Origin of the sequence: Peribacillus loiseleuriae (genome assembly GCF_001183985.1) — a bacterium.
Taxonomy (GTDB): Bacteria; Bacillota; Bacilli; order Bacillales; family DSM-1321; genus Peribacillus; species Peribacillus loiseleuriae.
The window spans coordinates 1,965,674-1,983,814 of sequence record NZ_LFZW01000001.1 but is presented as its reverse complement, the minus strand read 5'-3'; the positions used below and the strand labels follow the sequence as shown (position 1 = coordinate 1,983,814).

Below are 18,141 nucleotides of genomic sequence, written 5' to 3'. Positions count from 1 at the left end.
ACAACCTCCTCCTCAGACCAATATTCTTACGCTTCCCATTCTGCTTCGTCAAAATCATCTTCTTCCACTTTATCTTCTACTACCAGTGGATTTCCACGTAAAAGTATACTTAAACCTGCAACTATGAGTGTTCCTATTAATATTGAGAGGATATACAAGGGCCATTGTATAATTGTAAACCAACCGTAAAACCCACTTATAGGTGCTTGATTAATAGATCCTAATCCTACCGCTAGAGCTCCACCTGCCGCGGAACCTAGAACAGTAGCTGGAATGACCTTAAGTGGGGATTCCACTGCAAACGGTATGGCCCCTTCACTAATCCCTACTAGTCCCATTACAAGAGAAGATTTCCCAGCTTCACGAAGTTCCGTATTATATTTTCTCTTAGCCAACACAGTTGCCAGTCCTAAACCTAAAGGAGGAATAATAATAGCTACTTGAGCTGCAGTGTTTGGGGCGTATATTCCACTTGCTAATAGTGCCATTGCAGTTGTTACGGCAGCTTTATTAACAGGTCCACCTAAATCAAATCCCACCATTGCTCCAATTATTGCTGCCATTAATATTTGGTTCGATCCTGATAATCCATTTAGCCAATTTTCAAGTCCAAAATTAAGATTTGCAAACGGTATTCCAATGACATAGTTAATTAATAAAACAGTAATTAATGTTCCTAAAACCGGAACTAAAAATACAGGGACAATCGATGCAGCAGCTTTAGGTAATTTAATATGTTTCTTTATTAATAGACAGGCATAACCAGCTATCAATCCAGCAGCTAAAGCTCCTAAAAATCCTGACCCAATATCTTTTGCTAACAATCCACCAACAAGTGCAGGGGCAATAGCTAATTTATCCGCAATTGAGTAGCCAATAAATGCAGCGATGACCGGAAACATAAGTCCAAGAGCTATACCACCAAAACCATCTAAACTGTGCAATAGTTTAATAATTCCGTTTGAATTTTCCGCATAATTTGAATCCCATATATCAGTAATACCATAGAACGATCCACCAACTCGTGCGATGGCCATAATAACAGCCCCAGCAATTACGAGTGGAATCATATAAGAAATTCCTGTTAGGACATGTTTCTTTAATTCACTACCAATTTTCTTAACCATCTACATCCCTCTTCTCACTTTTCATCTATTAATCTAAGTGCGTCACTAATTACTTTTTCTGCATTTTTAATGGGTGCATTAACAGGGACTTCTAAAATGATTTTCCCATCAAAGCGACCTTTATTCCTCACTTTTGTATCGACTGCGAAAATTACTACTTCAGCAATGTTTACATCTTTTTCAGTTAACTCATTTTCTACTCCTGTAGCTCCCTGTGTTTCTACCTTAATTAAATTCCCCATCAATTTAGCACCTTTTTTTAAAGCTGAAGCTGCCATAAATGTATGGGCAACACCTGTAGCACACGCTGTAACTGCAATTATTTTTCTTTTCATAATTCAATATCTCCCTCATTAAATATTTTAATAACTTCATCAGCTGTTTGAGTTTTTTGAAGACCTAAAACAATGTCATCGTCCATTAACTTCGAAGCAATTTGAGACAATAGTCTCAAATGACCATTTGTTTGATCTAGTTCACTAATGGCTAATAAAAATATAAGATTTACTGGTTTTTCATCAAGCGATTCCCATTCAATATCTTTTTTGGTTTTTGCGAATACAATGGCTGATTTAGTCACTGAATTGCTCTTACCATGTGGAATAGCAATATTATTTCCAATTCCAGTCGTGGAATGATTTTCTCTTTGCAATACTGCCTTAATATACTCATCTTTATTTAATAAAAAACCTTGTTCCATTAATATATTACTTAATTCCACTATAGCTTTTTCTTTCGTATCACTATCAAGATTAAAAATTATTCGATCCTTTGATAAAACATCTTTTACTTCCATTAAAGTTCACCCTTTTCTATACTCTTGGTTACATCACTTGGTGTTTCCGCTTGTTTAAGAAGATCCATCATTTTTTTACTCTCAAGATAATCAAAGAAACCATCATAAATTTCATCTAATTTTAATGAATGTTCCTCTTGCAAAGCTATGAAAAAAACTTTATCTACTTTGTGTTTCCCCCATTGAATAGGTTTTTTCAGTGTTGACACGAGAATCGTAGACTTTTTGATGAATTCACTATTGGCATGCGGTGTCGCAATATCTTTAAAAGAAGTAAAAGATAATTCTTCTCTTCTTAGTGCGCTTTCTACAACACCTACTTTGCCATACTCATTTTGAATCAAATGATTTCCAAGGATAGTGATAACTTCATCCATGGATGCTACATCTAATTGCAATAGGATATTACTTTCATCGAATAGATCAACAAATGATTGCCCCAATTTTTTTTGTTCTTTAGGATTTATTAAGATTCTCCTTTCCAATAATTGGATATCTTCTTGAGTCATCATTGGACTTACAATTATTGTCGGAATAGATGTTAACTCAAGATGGATAGTGCTAATCACTATATCAGCTTTTACTTCTTCAACCATTAATTCCTGGACAGACAATATTTTTTCAATTTTTATTGTAGGAAAGTACTTATTAATTCGTGCAGCTAATAATCTTGATGATCCTAAACCCGTACTACATACGAGAATCGCACTAATTTCATTGGGTAAACCACGTAACCTCTCATAATAAGCTTCAAAATGCAGAGCGATATATGCTGTTTCATTATCGTCAATTGAGATGTTAAACTGTTCCTCCACCTTTTCTTTCACATATAGAGCTTGTTCGAATGATCTCTTAAAATTCCTCTTAATTTTTTCAGTAAAAGGATTTTTTATATTCATTCCCAATTTAAGCCTATTAATTGCTGACTGCATATGAGTTGTAAGCCCTTCAACCAATAATAGATCATAAGAAATGGTTTTTAGGCACTCTTCTATAAATTGTGATAACTCATCCATATGTTGATTCAAAGAAAAATTATTGGGCTTCTTAACAAGATTATCATTCAATTGATTGTAGGCAGCTGCTAAATGAACATTGATATAGCCCTTTTCAAATTTTGGAATAACTATATCTAATTGTTTCTCTAACATTTGAATTAGTATTGACGTATCCTCTTCTACTTTTCGATATATCTCATTGGACCTGTGAGTATCTTCAACTTCTACATATTTTCCTTTCCTAATTCTTTCAACTGCGATAGCTAAATGAATGACAATAGATTGAAAAGAATAATCCGTAAAATGGAAGTCTTGTAATTCACTAAATTCCCTAACTAGGTCAATGATCTCTTTAAATCCCTCTTCCAGAAATAGTCCTTTTACATCAATTTGAATCTCATCAAATGACTGAAATAATCTATTCCCTTCTTGTTTTAGATACCAATTATTCCCCCAAAAGTTTTGAATGAATATAGACATCAATGCTCTCTTTTTTCTCTCACTTATTTGTAATTTGATACCTTTACTTGGTTTCTTATGAAGTAAAACTCCTTCTTTCTTTAATAATAGTTCAACCTCCTGTAGATCTTTTTCAATTGTGCCACGACTAATAAATAACTCATCAGAAAGCTGTTGAATGGTTAAATAACCACCTGTTTTTAGCAAACATAAGAATATATAAATGACTCGATCTTCTTTTTCTACTGGAATGATTCGAGTATTGTCCAAAATTCGTAAGACATGATACACATCTTCTGAATTCCCATCAATATAAACTCCAACTTTTGGTTTACGGATAACAGCCATATTATATTCATTAAGGAAAGAATCGATCGTTTTTAAGGAATTTGAAACAGTTTTCTCAGATATCCGCATATATTCTGCAATTTTCTTTATTCGTGTATTCCCTTCTTTAAGAATAAAATGAATAATTTTCTTTTCACGATTTTGAATCATATTTGCTACCGCTTTCATTTTTATTTTCCTTTCCTTAGTCCTTATTCTAGTGCACACAAGTACCACTGAAAACAATCAAAATTACGGTATTTATTACGGTAATTTTGGTGTATTGCCAGTAATTAGATGACGATGATAGATTAAAAAATAGATTGAACAACTTATAGAAAGGTAACCAACTATGCTAATGTATCTCATCGCATTACTTCCTGTTCTTGGATGGGGATTGATGCCTATTATTGCCAATTTAAAAAAGAGTAATCCTGAAGAACAGTTACTTGGCACATCGATAAGTGCACTTCTTTTTTCGGTTGTTTTATTTATAATCATAAAACCGGAAATTTCTGGGATATCTTTTTGTGTCAGCTTTATCTCTGGTGGGTTTTGGAGTATTGGTCAACTATTACAATTTACAGGCATTCGATTATCAAGCGTGTCTAAAGCTATGCCTGTTTCTAATGGAACTCAACTAACTTTTACAACCCTGTTTGCTGTCCTAATTTTTAATGAGTGGAAAACTGTAAATATGATGTTGATTGGGATCATGGCAATACTAATTATTATCATTGGCATTACACTCACTAGTTATCAGAAAAAGCAATCAAAAATTACAACAAGCCCAACACTCAGTATCTACCTTATTCTTAGCTTCTCGTCACTATTTTTATCTCTTTATGTAGTAATAAATCAATTATTTTCTGTAAGTGGCTTTGCTATCATACTTCCTCAATCGATTGGAATGCTATGTTCAGCTTTACTAATTTATAAATTCACTCATAAAGGGCCTAGTAATATCCAGAATATTTCATTTAATTTTATAACTGGATTTGTTTGGTCTTTTGCAAATCTTGGTATGTTCTTAACCTCAATTCAACTAGGAGTTGCTACCAGTTTCTCCATTTCACAAGCATGTGTCATTGTAGCAACAATTGGAGGTATCCTTATCTTTAAAGAAAAGAAACAAAGATTAGAATGGATTATCATTTTATCAGGAATATCTCTCATTATGTTAGGGGTAACTTTACTCAGTTTACTAAAGTAAAAGTATTTAAAGAAAGAATCAATAAGCTCCACCAACTCTTTTTATACAATATACCAATAATGAAAGGTAGTTTTTATATAAAAACCACTTACTAAAACAATTAAAAATGAGGTGAACAACATGAAAGAACCAATCTTTTTTTCCCCAGTTTTCCACGAAAGATTATGGGGTGGATATAAACTAAAAACAGAATTTAATTATAATATCCATTCCAATAATATTGGAGAATGTTGGGCTATTTCTGCTCATCCGAATGGCCAATCCGTGATTCGAGATGGCTTATATAAGGGTCTTACCTTAGGAGAGTTATGGGAAGGTAAAAAAGAGCTTTTTGGTAGTATTATTGGAGATAAATTTCCTCTATTAATAAAAATTTTAGATGCGAATGATGATCTATCAGTTCAAGTTCACCCTAATGATATGTATGCAAATCAACATGAAAATGGAGAACTTGGTAAAACAGAATGTTGGTATATTATAGATTGTGAAAAAGATGCAGAACTTATTTTCGGCCATTATGCACAGTCTAAAGAAGAGTTAGTGAAAATGATTGATGAAGGAAGTTGGGACACATTTCTACGTCGAGTAAGAATCAAAAAAGGTGACTTTATCAGTGTCCCTAGTGGGACTGTACACGCACTTTGCAAAGGTACCCTAGTACTTGAAATACAGCAAAATTCTGACACAACCTATCGATTATATGACTACAACAGAAAAGGCGAAGATGGGAACATGCGTGATTTGCACCTTGAAAAATCAAAAGAAGTGATAACAGTACCATATCATGATGAAAAAATAATATTTCAAGATAAAACTACTGATACAATGAAAATTACTACATTTTTAAATGGCGATTATTTCACTGTATATAAGTGGGTACTGGATGGGAAAGAAACCATTAATCAGGAATTTCCATTTTTGTTATGTAGTGTTATTGAAGGCGAAGGATTATTGATAAAAAATGAAAAGGTTCATTCTCTAACAAAAGGAACACATTTTCTATTACCACATGGTTTTAATGAGTTTCAATTAAAGGGAATGATGGAACTCATAGTATCTCATGTTTAATGGATATATGGATAGAAATACAAAATAATAAGAAACAGTGAAGGCATTATAAATGATTGAGAAGAAATCAATCTGGTATTGGCCATTTGTTATCTAATATTGTCGAATTTTGTCGAAAAGGTTAATTTTTTAAGTTACATTTTATACTTTATAATAGAGCTTTCTCCTTTAGATGAGTGTTGAGTTTGTGTGTACTCTCATCTAAAGGAGGGGTCTTTTTTTATCAAAGTTAAGTTTTAAAGCTATATAGAGATGCTATCCTGCTAGATAAGAAATAAGATACCGTACCAATTCCCTATCATAAAAGCATCTTATACTTAAGTTTGGAGTTTAACAAACTATTAGCTAGCGGCGTATGAAAGTTTAATTGGCCGTGAATACGTCGACGATTATACCAGCCTTCAATAAACTGAAACAAGGCTACGTTCGCTGATTCGAAATTTAAATAGGTTACGTGTTGGACTTCTTCCTTCTTTAAAATGGCATGAAAAGACTCAATACATGCATTAATGTCCTATTGATAATACTTCTTCTTTTAACAACTCTTCGTTTACATCCCATAAGTCCTTCTTTAATAGATTTATTATGATAGCTATACATATTATACCGAAAGCAATAATCACTAATGTCTTTTTAGATTTCATGTCTATGCTCCCCCTTGAACTGCAATTTTCCTAACGACAATTCCCTGTTTTATTATAACAAATATTACCAATATATATATATATATATGGATTCTTATTGAACTAAACTGCCCCGTTAGTTGAATATGAAAATGAAACCCAATGTCTTTCAGGCGACAGTATAATCTTAGTTTGGAAATATACAACTGTTTGGGCATAAAAAAGACCATCGAAATGATGGTCTTGCAGACTGTAGACAAATGCTTAAAATAGAGGATGAACCTTTCTCTGTACACTTACTTTACTTCTTTCATAAATACTCTAACGTTTTCAGTGATTTCTTTGAATTTGGTATGGTGTAAATAATGTGATCCATCCATGGTTACTACTTTTCCATGTACCGAGTCTTTGATCTGCCCTTCATGCAGAGGTATCCATCCTGCTACACCTTCATTATTCGCTTGTACAAAGAGAAGAAGTGGAAGATCTTTAGGGAAGGTTAAACCTCGAGCCCCTTTAAAATTAGACGAAATATGGTCCATCTCATTCAAGGTAGTGTCATTATACATGTTTTTATTCGAAATCATTTTCATTTGCTCTACGGTTTTTTCATCAAATGCCAGTCCAGCATAGGGGTCAGCACTTATTTTCATGGTCAATCTTAAGAGACCTGATTTTTTGAGAAATGCAAACGTTTTTAATGGGAATTTGATATCCATACCCGGTTGTGTTGCAACACTGCTATCGATTCCGACAAATGCAGTCACCTCGTTTGGATATTTGTTCACATAATCAATTCCGTAAATACCTGTAATGGAATGGCCCATGAGCATGTATCTGTTAATATTAAGCTGCTGTAGAACTTCATGAACTTCACTTACCATATTCTCCGTGGTTCGCTCTTTTTCAGTTTCATCACTTAATCCATAACCGAAAGGCTCTACCGCAACAACTTTGTAAAATGGAGATAATTCATCGATAAGAAGCTTAAAATCAAGCCCTGGTGTAGCTGTTCCATAACCAGGCAGGAGCACGATCGTTTCCTCGCCCTCACCTTGAATTAACACATTCATATTTTTCCCGTCTATAGATACGTGCTGACCGTAGGGCACTATTCGTTTTTGCTCCGAATGACTACTCATCACATTAGCGATATAAACAATACCTAGAAAAAGAACAATGGCTATAACGATTGCTCCTATGATTTTAAGTAAGATGTTTCGCACTTTCTTTATTTTCGTTCCACTCCCCGTTTTCTTTTCCTCTTGTTGTGTCACTGTCATCTTCTCCTGTCCTGATCTGTTTGTTTGGCTTCCTTCATGTGCCGCTAATGAAATCTTAACTAATGAAGATATACTCCCCATGACGACAATATGAACTGAATATGAACAAGCAAAAAAATACTACGGCTCACATACAAGAAAGCTTGCATGTGAGCCGTAGCATAGAGAATGTCGGAAATGTAAGATGACTGCTGTTATTGGTGGCCATGGTAGACATTGGAGCTAGCATCGTTAGCACGAGGGTTACTGCGATTATTGAAGTTCGTTTTCTACCTGTTCTCGTGCACATCCTCATTTTCATTACCTCTCATATTTTCATTCGTATCTTCTCCTATCATTATCTGTTTATTGGGCTACCTTAACGGTCCCTAAGGAAAGCCTATACGATGAAGATGGACAGTATGAACAAGTGAAAAAACCGTCCTAAAGGGCGGTTTTTTGTCACTTATGATCATGTACAAAATCGTGGAGGGACCTTTTTCAATGCACTTATTTTATTCCTTCCATATACGCCCTGAAGTTTTCAACGATTTCCTTTGATCTGGTATGGTGTAAATAATGTCCTCCTTCAAATGTCATCACTTTTCCATGTACAGAATCTTTGACTTGCTCTTCATGCAGTGGTATCCATCCTTCCGTTTCGGTATCATTCGCTTGTAAAAAGAAAATAACAGGAAGATTCTTGGGGAAGGTCAAGTTTTCAGCAGCTTTAAAATTAGGGCTAAAATGTCCGCCTTCACTTAGGATGTTCGGATTAAACATGTTTTTGAGCGTGAGGATTCTGATTTGTTCTCTTGTTTCATCATCTACGGTTGGTGCAACCAATTGGTCAGGGGTCAGTTTCATTAACAATCGGGAGAAACCTGATTTTTTGAGCAGTTTATATGTTCCTGATGGAAATGGATCATCCGTACCACCCTGCGTTGGAACACTGCTATCGATCCCGACAAATGCACTTACTTCGTTTTCATATTTGTTCACATAATCCAGTCCGTAAATGCCTGAAATGGAGTGACCCATTAGAATATATCGGTCAATGTTCAGACTCTGCAATGCTTCATGTATTTCATTTACCATATTGTCCATGGTTCGTTCCTTTTCCGTTACATCACTTAGTCCATAACCAAAAGGCTCGATCACGACGACCTTGTAATAAAGAGACAACTCTTTCACCAACGGCTCAAAATCAAGAGCTGGTGCTGCCGTTCCATACCCTGGTAGTAGCACGACGGTTTCTTCGCCTTTTCCTTGAATTGTAACATTCATATTTTTCCCGTCTACAGATACGTGCTGACCATAGGACTCTATTCTTTTTTGCTCCGAATGATTGCTGATCACATTAACGGTATAAACACTGCCTAGAAAAAGAACAATTGCTAGAACGATTGCTCCTATGATTCCAAGCAAAATGCTTCGTACTTTCTTTGATTTCGTTCCATTCCTCGTTTTCATCTCCTCTGTTTGTGTCACTCTCATCTTCTCCTGTCCTAATCTGTTTATTCAGCTACCTTAACGGTGCGACTAATGAAAGTTTAACCAACAAAGATGTACTCCCCATGACAACAATATGAACTGAATATGAACTGTCAAAAAAATGCTACGGCTCATATGCAAGGAAGCTTGCATATGAGCCGTAGCATAGAGAATGAATCTAACTAATCTGTTGGCGTAGTGATTGGCAAGGTGACAATGAGGGTCGTTCCTTGACCAGGTTCACTTTCCACTCGGATGTCACCTTGATGAAGCGATACGATCTGTTTAACGATGGCGAGTCCCATACCACTACCGTCATACTTACGACTGTGGGAACGATCGGCCTTAAAAAACCGCTCGAATATACGCTTCTGGTCCTCAAGGGGAATACCAATGCCAGTGTCGGATATTCGGACTATCGCGTTTTTGATATCTTGTTTGAAGCTTACGTTAATCATGCCGCCATCCTCGGAAAATTTGATACTATTTCTGAGGATATTCGTCCATACCTGATTTAACTGGTCATGATCAGCCGTTACTTTAACTGTCTGTAAATCAAGCTCGAAATGTATGTTGCGAGCAGACCATTGCGGCTGGAGCGCCACGATTACCCGTCGGATTTGTTCATCGAGGCTGAGCGTGACGAGCCGCAGTTGCTTTGACTGCGATTCAAGCATACTCAGCTTTAGCAGGCTATCGCTCATTTTGGACATCCTTTTAGCTTCAGCGATGATAATATCAAGATAACGGCTTCGTTCGTGATCAGAGAGGTCAACTTGCTTAAGCGCTAGAGCATAACCGGATATCGAAGTGAGCGGAGACTGAACCTCGTGCGACACGTTCGTTACGAATTCCCTGCGCATCTGCTCAAGTTGCTGCAGATCGTGCATCATTTCTTCGAAGCTGCGAGCCAAAGTACCCAGCTCACTCGTTTGCTTAATATTCAGCTTGACGTTGAAATCTCCAGATGCTATCCGCTTGGTCGCTTTTGTCAGCTTTTTGATCGGTCTTACCAGGAATACAGAGGCAACTAGAATCAATAAGCTTCCTGCAATCAACGAACAGGTTGCAAAGATCAATGCCCACTTTGTGACAAAAGAGGCAGAAGGGGGGGCGAGCGTTTCCAAAAACATCGCTTTCGTTCCCATTTCCGTTTTCAACGGCAACCCTAAGAGGACCGTAGCAATACCATTCGGAGTGTCCTGAACAACGCCTCCATCTAATACTTTCTTTAGTTGCTCCATCGTCACAGGCGCAAGTTTGTGTCCGTAAAGTTTTCCGTAAGACTGGAACTGACCCGTTGCTTCGTAAATTCGAATATAATAGGAATCGAGCTGCTTCATTTCACTTACGAACGAGTCCGCTTCACGTAACGGAAGGGTCTTGTAAATCCGGACGATGTCTTGGCCAAAGTTACGTAAGTTGATTTGAGCGCTTTCGTTCAATTTATCTTCGAATATCCAAGTTGACACAAAAAAAGAAATGATCGTGCCCCCGATGACGGAGACTAGAAATGTCAGGACAACACGTATATATAAGGATCTGATCATTCGTAAACCTCAAGCCGATACCCAAGCCCGCGCACCGTTTCGATCCGAAAATCGGGTGTCGTCGCGAACCGTTCACGCAGGCGTTTAATATGTACGTCTACCGTTCGATCATCTCCGGCGTAATCGATACCCCAAATCTGATCGATCAACTGCTCGCGCGTATAGACTTGTCCGGGTGTTCCAGCGAGCTTATACAGCAATTCGAACTCCTTTAGCGGCAACGTAAGCGACTCCGTCCCACTCATCACCTTATAGGTCTGTCGATCAAGGATGACGTTCCCGAAATGGATCGTCTGCGTGGAGCCAATCTTGTATCGTTTGAGTAGTGCCCTAACACGAACCGTCAATTCTAACGGATCGAATGGTTTCGTTAAATAATCGTCCGTCCCAAGTTCGAAACCTTTCACTTTCTCCCATGTTTCTCCTCTCGCAGTCAGCATAAGTAAAGGAAGATCAGGATTGGCTCTTCGGAGCTCCTTGCATAACGTCCAACCATCCATAATCGGCATCATAATGTCGAGCACGACAAGATCGACATGCGTTGAAGTGTAGACGGCCAGTGCTTCCTTGCCGTCCGCGGCTTCGGCTGTTGCGAATCCGTCTTTGCGTAGAAATAAACAGACGAGTTCGCGAATGTTCGCATCGTCGTCAGCAACCAGTATAGTAGGCATCGGTTCCCTCTTTTCCATCGCATTATTTCAAGTAATCATTATACTATAAATTAACACGTATGTTGATTAACCAAAGTTATACAGTTTCTTGATTTATCGACCTGTAAAATTCCAGTGTTTCTTTCAAACTAATTTGCCACTCAATCGACAGGGCATCACAAAGAAACAGGCGTGTGAAACCTGCAAATGACAAGCGTTTTCTTTTGTTTTTTCTTCTGGCCTTGTACATGAAGAAATTCCAGCAAAACATAGGCAATCATAGCTGTGAATAACTAATTGAACAACGCATTGGATGTTGTGCCTGTGCCAAACAATACGGAAACGTTCAAATTCTGCTTAATCCAGCGGAAAAATGACTCAATGGCCCAGCTCGATTTGTGCATAGCGGCGATTTCTTCTACTGTTACGTCCATCAAACTGGTTACAACACCCGATTCCTTCGGACTGATAGCTTGGTAGAACACATATTCCACAAACTACTCCAGTAATTATACCATCTGAACTAACACGTCCCATACCCACTAATTGTTTTTCATCAAATGCGTAAATGGCGTACCAACTTTGATTGCACATTCGTTCCAAATCATTATTTGTTAATTTAAGTGAATTCCATCCTAATGATTCATATAGGGTTAGCAATTGGTCAAAGTTATTAGGGGTTCTGTCGTATAATTTATATATTTTACCATATAATCACCTCCTGATTTTTGTATATTATAGTTCTACATCGACACATAATATATAATTTTTTCTCATTGCTTATTCAACTAATTGCCCCGTTAGTTTAAGTGTAACATTTCACATTGTATCGGTGAAATCACTCTTGATGTTTTGGACGTAAAAATAGACCATCGTAATGATGGTCTTGTTTAACTAAACCAGCTAATAGGAAGCCAATATCTTTCTCTAAAATTTTCATTTCCCTTATGATATACTATTTTTAGTCATGACAAATAACCCTCCAAAACCCTTTTGGAAGGATTTTTCTCTGTTTCACAAAACCGTTAATTAGGTTAAATCTAGGAACATTTCTTTTCTCTTTAATAAAGCGTAAATCCAATGAAGAAGCTTATTAATACAGGCATCGATTGCCACTTTGGCTGGCTCTCCTTCTGATTTTTTCTTATCATAGAAAGCTTTAAGCTTTTTGTTTCTTGAACTCCTTATCCCGTATAAAACGGCAAGATACAGGGAATGACGTAGTCTGCTCGAACCTCTTTTAGTAATACGATTGATGGTTGCCGTAAATTTACCTGATGAGTGAACACTAGGGTCGATTCCAGCGTAGGCAACGAGTTTTTTCGGATGATTAAACCGATCGATTTCACCAATCTCAGAGATAATCATGGCAGCGATTTTTTCTCCGATTCCCGGAATCGATTGGATGATCTTGTATTCCTCCACTTCATTTGTCAAGGCAACGATACGTTCTTCCAAATCAGAAAGGTGTCCCTGGTAATGAAAAAGCAGATCAATATACATACGCAGATTAATTAAGTGACTTTGATACACGCTTGTTCGAAATGGATTTCGAGATGCGGAATCCATTATTTTTTTGGCTTTTTCCCATGCCCATTGACCAGATCGGCTAGGACAGAACTCCATTACACTCTCTGCTAGTTTACTTTCCCCGACTGTTAATACTGCCTCTGAAGTAGGGTATTCTTTTAACATCAATAATGAAACCTTTGAAAATAAATCGCCAAAAACCTTTCGGTATTCAGGAAACACTTGATCTAAAATAGTATGAAACTGAAGTTTAGCTTCCACATACATATTCATTACGATTTCCTGTTGTCTTGACAAATTCCGAAGGTCTAAAAGCTGAATCCCTCTAATTTTATGAGGTTCAAAATCCTCTTTGTAATACAACACGCACAACTGGTACGCATCGATTGCGTCTGTTTTTACCTTTCGTAAACTAGACTTCTTTGCCTTTTAAGAAATAATGGGATTTAGTAAGATATATAGAACCCCTTGTTCCTCCAAGTATTGAATAACGGGAGTATGGTAATGCCCTGTAGATTCTAAAATGATCATAGGCATTTTCCCTGTCACCTCTTCGATCTCTTTTAAAAATCCTATAAAATGATCTAATTCCTCTCTAGTATGCTTTATTGAAAAGCTCTTTCCATACGGTTTTGATTTATTTAAAAAGGCCTGAACTTGGCTCTCTCCCTTTGCCACATCCAGACCAACTACTGGATTCATCGTTTTTTCCTCCTCTACGTACTAACCAGTACCCCTAGTCCTCCATATAGTGTCATAGCTTCGCTTGTTATACGAGATCTACGTCCCAACCAGCCTCAAACATGTTTGTACAAGTAGGGGGCGCGGACAGTTTAGCTCACGGGATCATGTCCCACGCACCCGTACGTCCTACCCTGGCTACTGATATAATAGATTCTATTAAAAAAAGGTCAACCAGTAATTTTTACTGGTTAACCTTATAATACGAAGCACCCGTTAGTTTAAGTGTAATGGTTCACAAAGTTTTATCTAATGAATATTATTTTTTCTAAAATTACCGCCCTTTACTTCTGCTACTTCATAAACTGTAACAAAAGATTTTGGGTCAATATCATTTATAATTTCCTTTAGTTTAGTTTCTTCTAAACGATTAATGACACAGGTGATTTCTTTAAACTTTTCGCGGGAAAACCCTCCATAAACTTCATTGAACGTTGCACTTCGACCTAAGCGGTCACGTATAGTTTCAACCATTAGTTCAGGTTGAGTTGTGATAATTTTAAAGGTTTTAGAACCACTTAAACCTTCTTCTACAATGTGAATTACTTTAGAAGCAATAAAGTAAGCAATTGCCGAAAGAATTGCCCCTTGAAGACCGAACACGATTGAAACGATCATAAACACAAATACATTTAAGAAAAGAATGAAATCACTTGTCCCAAATGGTAATTTTCGAGATAGTAGTACGGCAAGCATATCAATTCCATCTAATGCACCACCATTACGCAAAGCTAATCCCATCCCAAAACCAAGGATAATACCACCAACAATAGTAATTAACAAAGAATCCCCTTTAATAATCGCTGGAGTATGGTGAAATAAAATTGTACCAACAGCTAGTGAAACAATTCCGATAATCGAAAAAAATGCGAAGGTCTTTCCAATTTGTTGATAACCTAACCAGATAAATGGGATATTTATTATAGCAATAAGAGCTCCTAATGGTAGTCCAAATAATTGAGAACCAACAATGCTTAGTCCGGTCACACCTCCATCTGATACGTTGTTTGGGATTAATACTGTTTCTAGTCCATATGCAGCTATAAATCCCCCCATAATGACTAATAATCCTCGTAAAATCATTCTTAGTTTATTGGTCTTTTGCTTCTTGTTTGTACTCATATAATTCCTCACTTCAGATTTTTTTGTTATTTAAGTGTACCACAATATCTTCTTAAATTTCTGCACATTTGCCATAGTAGATATGAACAAGGAACTCGTTATTAAGCAATAGTTAACCCCTGTACTATTTTGTTAAATAAACTTATTTTCGATTTCTGCCTTATTTAACTAAACTGCCCCGTTACTTGAAGAAGAAGAATGGATCTAGGTCAATATCCTGGACACAAATAAGTTAACTTTTCATGCTGATTGATGGAACTGATTTTCAACTTCTTGCGGCGTATGAAAGTTTAATTGGCCGTGAATACGGCGACGATTATACCAGCCTTCAATAAACTGAAACAAGGCTGCGTTCGCCGATTCGAAATTTAAATAGGTTACGTGATGGACTTCTTCCTTCTTTAAAATGGAATGAAAAGATTCAATACATGCATTATCGTATGGGCAACCTTTGCGACTAAAAGATGGAATAATTTTCTGTTCTTTAAGCGCTTGGCTAAAACCTTCACTTGTGTATTGCGAGCCAAGATCTGTATGCAAAATGAGGCCAGGCGTTGGCTGTTGGATAGAAACGGCATTGTTTAAAGCATGCAAAACAAGTTCAGTCGTCATGGAACGAGAGAAAGAATACCCAATGATTTTTTTAGAATACAGATCTAAGACCGTCGCTAAATAACACCAGCCATCTCGCAAAGTGTGGATATAGGTGATATCGGCCACCCATTTTTCGTTCAATTTAGACGTGGAAAAATCCTGTTGTAGCACGTTCTCACGTGCCTCAATCGGTTTTCTATTTGTTTGTGGACGAAATTTTTTAATCGTAATCGAATAGATTCCCGCCTTTCTCATGATTCGTTGAACTCGTTTAAGACTAACCGAAAACCCTGCTTTTAATAGAAGGAAATGAATCTTAGGTGCTCCATATCGGCCTTTACTCTTGATGTGGATCAACTGAATCTGTTCAAGAAGCAGTCGGTTTTCCCGGTCACGTGCTGATTCTGTTTTAATCAAGGACTGATAGTAAGTGCTTCTTGGCATATCCAACACTTCACACATGAACTGGATGGGGAACACTTCTTTTTGATCGTGAATCAAGTTTGTTAGCTCGGTATCGGTTACTTTCTGGCGAATATGGCCATAGCCTTTTTTAAGATTTCAATTTCCTGTTTCATTCGAAGATTCTCTTTTTGGATTTCAGTTATATCCTGTGGTGTTAGACTATTTTCCTCTCCATTCACTGGAGTAAGAGCTTTAATCCATTTATAAATTGTGACTTCAGATACACCATATTCGCTGCTTAACGTACTCACCGAGCTACCAGTGTGATAAAGTTCCACCACCATTTTCTTAAAATCATCGTTATAATTACGCTTGTTTATTGATTCCATGCCGGACACTTCCCCTCTTATTTTTTATCATAGAGAGTTAACTAAACCGTGTCCAAGAAACTATACTAACTCCAGAAGGTGCTTTAAGAAGAAAGATGTATAAAAATATAAATTACTTTTACTTATTATTTTTAGTACTCGAATTAAGTTTTTTAACTTCTACAATTAAACAAACTAATAATCCTGCAATAATCCCCAACTGTAGATAAATCCCTATTAAATGGAAAATGAGCGCTTCCTTATTCAAGAAAGGCGCCCTATAATTCAATGGTCATTTTCACAATTTCTGCAAATTGTACATCAGGTTTTGTTTTCGAAATAATTCATTAAAGTAATTTTAAAACTCAACAGTTTTGGCAATGCTTTCGTTTTACTAGGGGTCTTCAAAATTTAATATCAATCGTAGTTCCATGACCAATCTCACTGTTAATCGTAAGCTCTCCATTATGTTCCTGAATAATATCTTTGGCTATGGCCATTCCTAGTCCAGAACCTCTATGTGCATCTCCAGTGTTTGTTCCTCGATAGTAACGGTCAAAAATTCTATCGAGTTCTTCTTTCTTTATGCCTTTTCCATCATCTTTTATGGTTATATGTGTTCGTTTATTTTTTTCTATCCTTACATTTATTTTCACATTTTCATCATTGTGAACAATTGCATTATAAATTAAATTATTTATTGCTCTTCGAAATAGAATTTCATCAATTGCTACAGGAATCTTCTCCTGATTTACATGAAATACGATATTACGATTAGAATATTTAGGATCATTTAATATATCAATCACAATATTTCTTAATAAAGCAACAATATTAACAGTTTTTTTGTTTAACGATAGTGCTTTATTTTTCAATCTTGTGGTTAAATTTAAATCTTCCATAACTTCTTTTATATATAATGACTTTTGTTCAATAATTTCAGCGTACTCCCTTATTTCTTCTAAAGAAAAATGATAATCTGGATCTTTAATCAATTCAGCATATCCTTGTATAGATGCTAGTGGTGTTTTTATATCATGGGAAATGTTTCCTATCCAATCCTCTCTCATCATCTCCAATTTCTTTCTTTCCTTTTCATTGGCTGTTAGCTGATTGGATAAAAAATTGACATTATTAAAGACATCTTTATAAACTCCTTTAGACTCATAATTGACAGTATAATCTTTATTTGCCAATCTCTTGATCCCATTAATGAGTATTTGTAAGGGTTGTGTTAGTCGTTTACTAAAAAAGTAGCCAATTAGTAAGGCGATGAATATGTCTATTATAAAAACAATGCCAACAACCTTAATCACTTGATATATGTCTCGATTATTATAAGAAATAAAATAGCGATTTAAATTTGGGTTCTCGATCCCTATAAAATAACTGTAATTGTTGGCTCTTTCCTTTTTCTCACCGACAAAAACCGTCGTGTCCGCATTAATTTCCTTATACTTATACGTTTGAACTATTTCTGATGGCGTGTATTTTTCCTTTATTCCCACAGGTGCTCTAAAGCTATAGACTACCATACCATTTTCGTCTAAAATTTGTATCCATGCATTCTTTTTAATTAATGCTTTTTTTCCTGATTCGGTAATAGTCACATAATTACTTGTTATATTTATATTATCTTGAAATTGTCTTGCAAAATGTTCAGGAGATGTTTTGTTTCCTTGAAATATTTGCATGTTAAAAATAGACTGGGCTATTAATAAAGCAAACATAATAAAAATGTTTATGAAAACAACTAGGATAACGACTAAGACGATGGAAAGTATATATCTTCCAGTTAGCTTCCACTTCACGAA

At 36.3% G+C, this 18,141-nt stretch carries 15 protein-coding genes and 3 pseudogenes; 2 read left to right on the top strand and 16 right to left on the bottom strand.

Translation table 11 applies throughout. The features are described 5' to 3' along the window. Positions 1 to 26: 26 nt before the first annotated feature. From AC625_RS09345 to AC625_RS09330, 4 genes are read right to left on the bottom strand one after another with little or no spacing between them, the layout of a single operon-like run. The gene (locus AC625_RS09345; protein ID WP_049681059.1) at positions 27 to 1,127 is read right to left on the bottom strand and encodes a PTS fructose transporter subunit IIC; all 1,101 of its coding nucleotides are present in this window, start codon (positions 1,125 to 1,127) and stop codon (positions 27 to 29) included. A 14-nt stretch (positions 1,128 to 1,141) separates the two neighbouring features. Beyond that, positions 1,142 to 1,462: a PTS fructose transporter subunit IIB gene (locus tag AC625_RS09340; protein WP_049681058.1), complete on the bottom strand. Its 321-nt coding sequence runs from the start codon at positions 1,460 to 1,462 to the stop codon at positions 1,142 to 1,144. Further along, positions 1,459 to 1,923 (bottom strand): PTS sugar transporter subunit IIA, encoded by a 465-nt coding sequence (locus tag AC625_RS09335; protein ID WP_049681057.1) that lies wholly within the window; start codon positions 1,921 to 1,923, stop codon positions 1,459 to 1,461. The genes AC625_RS09340 and AC625_RS09335 overlap by 4 nt, the downstream gene beginning before the upstream one ends. Continuing rightward, positions 1,923 to 3,896 (bottom strand): BglG family transcription antiterminator, encoded by a 1,974-nt coding sequence (locus AC625_RS09330; RefSeq protein WP_049681056.1) that lies wholly within the window; start codon positions 3,894 to 3,896, stop codon positions 1,923 to 1,925. The genes AC625_RS09335 and AC625_RS09330 overlap by 1 nt, the downstream gene beginning before the upstream one ends. Positions 3,897 to 4,059: 163 nt before the next feature. On the opposite strand from AC625_RS09330, the gene AC625_RS09325 reads away from it, so the two are divergent. Beyond that, a complete protein-coding gene (locus AC625_RS09325; protein ID WP_049681055.1) occupies positions 4,060 to 4,920 on the top strand; it encodes a GRP family sugar transporter in 861 nt (286 codons plus the stop codon). A gap of 120 nt (positions 4,921 to 5,040) precedes the next feature. Then, entirely contained in the window at positions 5,041 to 5,988 is a 948-nt protein-coding gene (manA, locus tag AC625_RS09320; RefSeq protein ID WP_049681054.1) for a mannose-6-phosphate isomerase, class I, read from the top strand. Positions 5,989 to 6,286: 298 nt separating this feature from the next. Here manA and AC625_RS25635 read toward each other — a convergent pair. The 12 genes and pseudogenes from AC625_RS25635 to AC625_RS09265 all read right to left on the bottom strand — a co-directional run. Beyond that, positions 6,287 to 6,496, bottom strand: a pseudogene (locus AC625_RS25635) (IS3 family transposase); the annotation flags it as partial. Next, positions 6,495 to 6,632: a hypothetical protein gene (locus AC625_RS26625; RefSeq protein WP_156187484.1), complete on the bottom strand. Its 138-nt coding sequence runs from the start codon at positions 6,630 to 6,632 to the stop codon at positions 6,495 to 6,497. The pseudogene AC625_RS25635 and the gene AC625_RS26625, both read right to left, overlap by 2 nt. A gap of 275 nt (positions 6,633 to 6,907) precedes the next feature. Further along, a complete protein-coding gene (locus tag AC625_RS09310; protein ID WP_049681052.1) occupies positions 6,908 to 7,888 on the bottom strand; it encodes an alpha/beta hydrolase in 981 nt (326 codons plus the stop codon). Positions 7,889 to 8,383: 495 nt separating this feature from the next. Beyond that, on the bottom strand, positions 8,384 to 9,364 hold the full coding sequence (locus AC625_RS09305; RefSeq protein ID WP_049681051.1) for an alpha/beta fold hydrolase: 981 nt from the start codon (positions 9,362 to 9,364) through the stop codon (positions 8,384 to 8,386). A gap of 185 nt (positions 9,365 to 9,549) precedes the next feature. Beyond that, entirely contained in the window at positions 9,550 to 10,917 is a 1,368-nt protein-coding gene (locus AC625_RS09300; RefSeq protein ID WP_049681050.1) for a sensor histidine kinase, read from the bottom strand. Next, the gene (locus AC625_RS09295) at positions 10,914 to 11,588 is read right to left on the bottom strand and encodes a response regulator transcription factor (RefSeq protein WP_049681049.1); all 675 of its coding nucleotides are present in this window, start codon (positions 11,586 to 11,588) and stop codon (positions 10,914 to 10,916) included. Before AC625_RS09295 ends, AC625_RS09300 begins: the two co-directional genes overlap by 4 nt. A gap of 272 nt (positions 11,589 to 11,860) precedes the next feature. Further along, a complete protein-coding gene (locus tag AC625_RS27645; RefSeq protein ID WP_053178048.1) occupies positions 11,861 to 12,061 on the bottom strand; it encodes a hypothetical protein in 201 nt (66 codons plus the stop codon). Then, positions 12,018 to 12,277: pseudogene (locus AC625_RS25630) on the bottom strand (GNAT family N-acetyltransferase); the annotation flags it as partial. The gene AC625_RS27645 and the pseudogene AC625_RS25630, both read right to left, overlap by 44 nt. 319 nt (positions 12,278 to 12,596) lie before the next feature. Further along, a pseudogene (locus tag AC625_RS09285) lies at positions 12,597 to 13,799 on the bottom strand (IS110 family RNA-guided transposase). A gap of 288 nt (positions 13,800 to 14,087) precedes the next feature. Further along, the gene (locus tag AC625_RS09280; RefSeq protein ID WP_049681048.1) at positions 14,088 to 14,960 is read right to left on the bottom strand and encodes a YitT family protein; all 873 of its coding nucleotides are present in this window, start codon (positions 14,958 to 14,960) and stop codon (positions 14,088 to 14,090) included. Positions 14,961 to 15,200: 240 nt separating this feature from the next. Beyond that, a protein-coding gene (locus AC625_RS09275) for an IS3 family transposase (protein WP_425415440.1) occupies positions 15,201 to 16,348 on the bottom strand; the annotation gives its coding sequence in 2 pieces (ribosomal slippage) (positions 15,201 to 16,102 and positions 16,102 to 16,348; 1,149 coding nt in all). Positions 16,349 to 16,731: 383 nt separating this feature from the next. Continuing rightward, complete coding sequence (locus AC625_RS09265) at positions 16,732 to 18,138, bottom strand: sensor histidine kinase (protein ID WP_049681045.1); 1,407 nt, start codon at positions 18,136 to 18,138, stop codon at positions 16,732 to 16,734. Positions 18,139 to 18,141 lie beyond the last annotated feature (3 nt).

Excerpts from the sequence above, each read along its gene's own strand:
- AC625_RS09345 (WP_049681059.1), bottom strand. The coding sequence starts at position 1,127 with ATGGTTAAGAAAATTGGTAGTGAATTAAAGAAACATGTCCTAACAGGA.
- AC625_RS09340 (WP_049681058.1), bottom strand. The coding sequence starts at position 1,462 with ATGAAAAGAAAAATAATTGCAGTTACAGCGTGTGCTACAGGTGTTGCC.
- AC625_RS09335 (WP_049681057.1), bottom strand. The coding sequence starts at position 1,923 with ATGGAAGTAAAAGATGTTTTATCAAAGGATCGAATAATTTTTAATCTT.
- AC625_RS09330 (WP_049681056.1), bottom strand. The coding sequence starts at position 3,896 with ATGAAAGCGGTAGCAAATATGATTCAAAATCGTGAAAAGAAAATTATT.
- AC625_RS09325 (WP_049681055.1), top strand. The coding sequence starts at position 4,060 with ATGCTAATGTATCTCATCGCATTACTTCCTGTTCTTGGATGGGGATTG.
- manA (WP_049681054.1), top strand. The coding sequence starts at position 5,041 with ATGAAAGAACCAATCTTTTTTTCCCCAGTTTTCCACGAAAGATTATGG.
- AC625_RS26625 (WP_156187484.1), bottom strand. The coding sequence starts at position 6,632 with ATGAAATCTAAAAAGACATTAGTGATTATTGCTTTCGGTATAATATGT.
- AC625_RS09300 (WP_049681050.1), bottom strand. The coding sequence starts at position 10,917 with ATGATCAGATCCTTATATATACGTGTTGTCCTGACATTTCTAGTCTCC.
- AC625_RS09295 (WP_049681049.1), bottom strand. The coding sequence starts at position 11,588 with ATGCCTACTATACTGGTTGCTGACGACGATGCGAACATTCGCGAACTC.
- AC625_RS09280 (WP_049681048.1), bottom strand. The coding sequence starts at position 14,960 with ATGAGTACAAACAAGAAGCAAAAGACCAATAAACTAAGAATGATTTTA.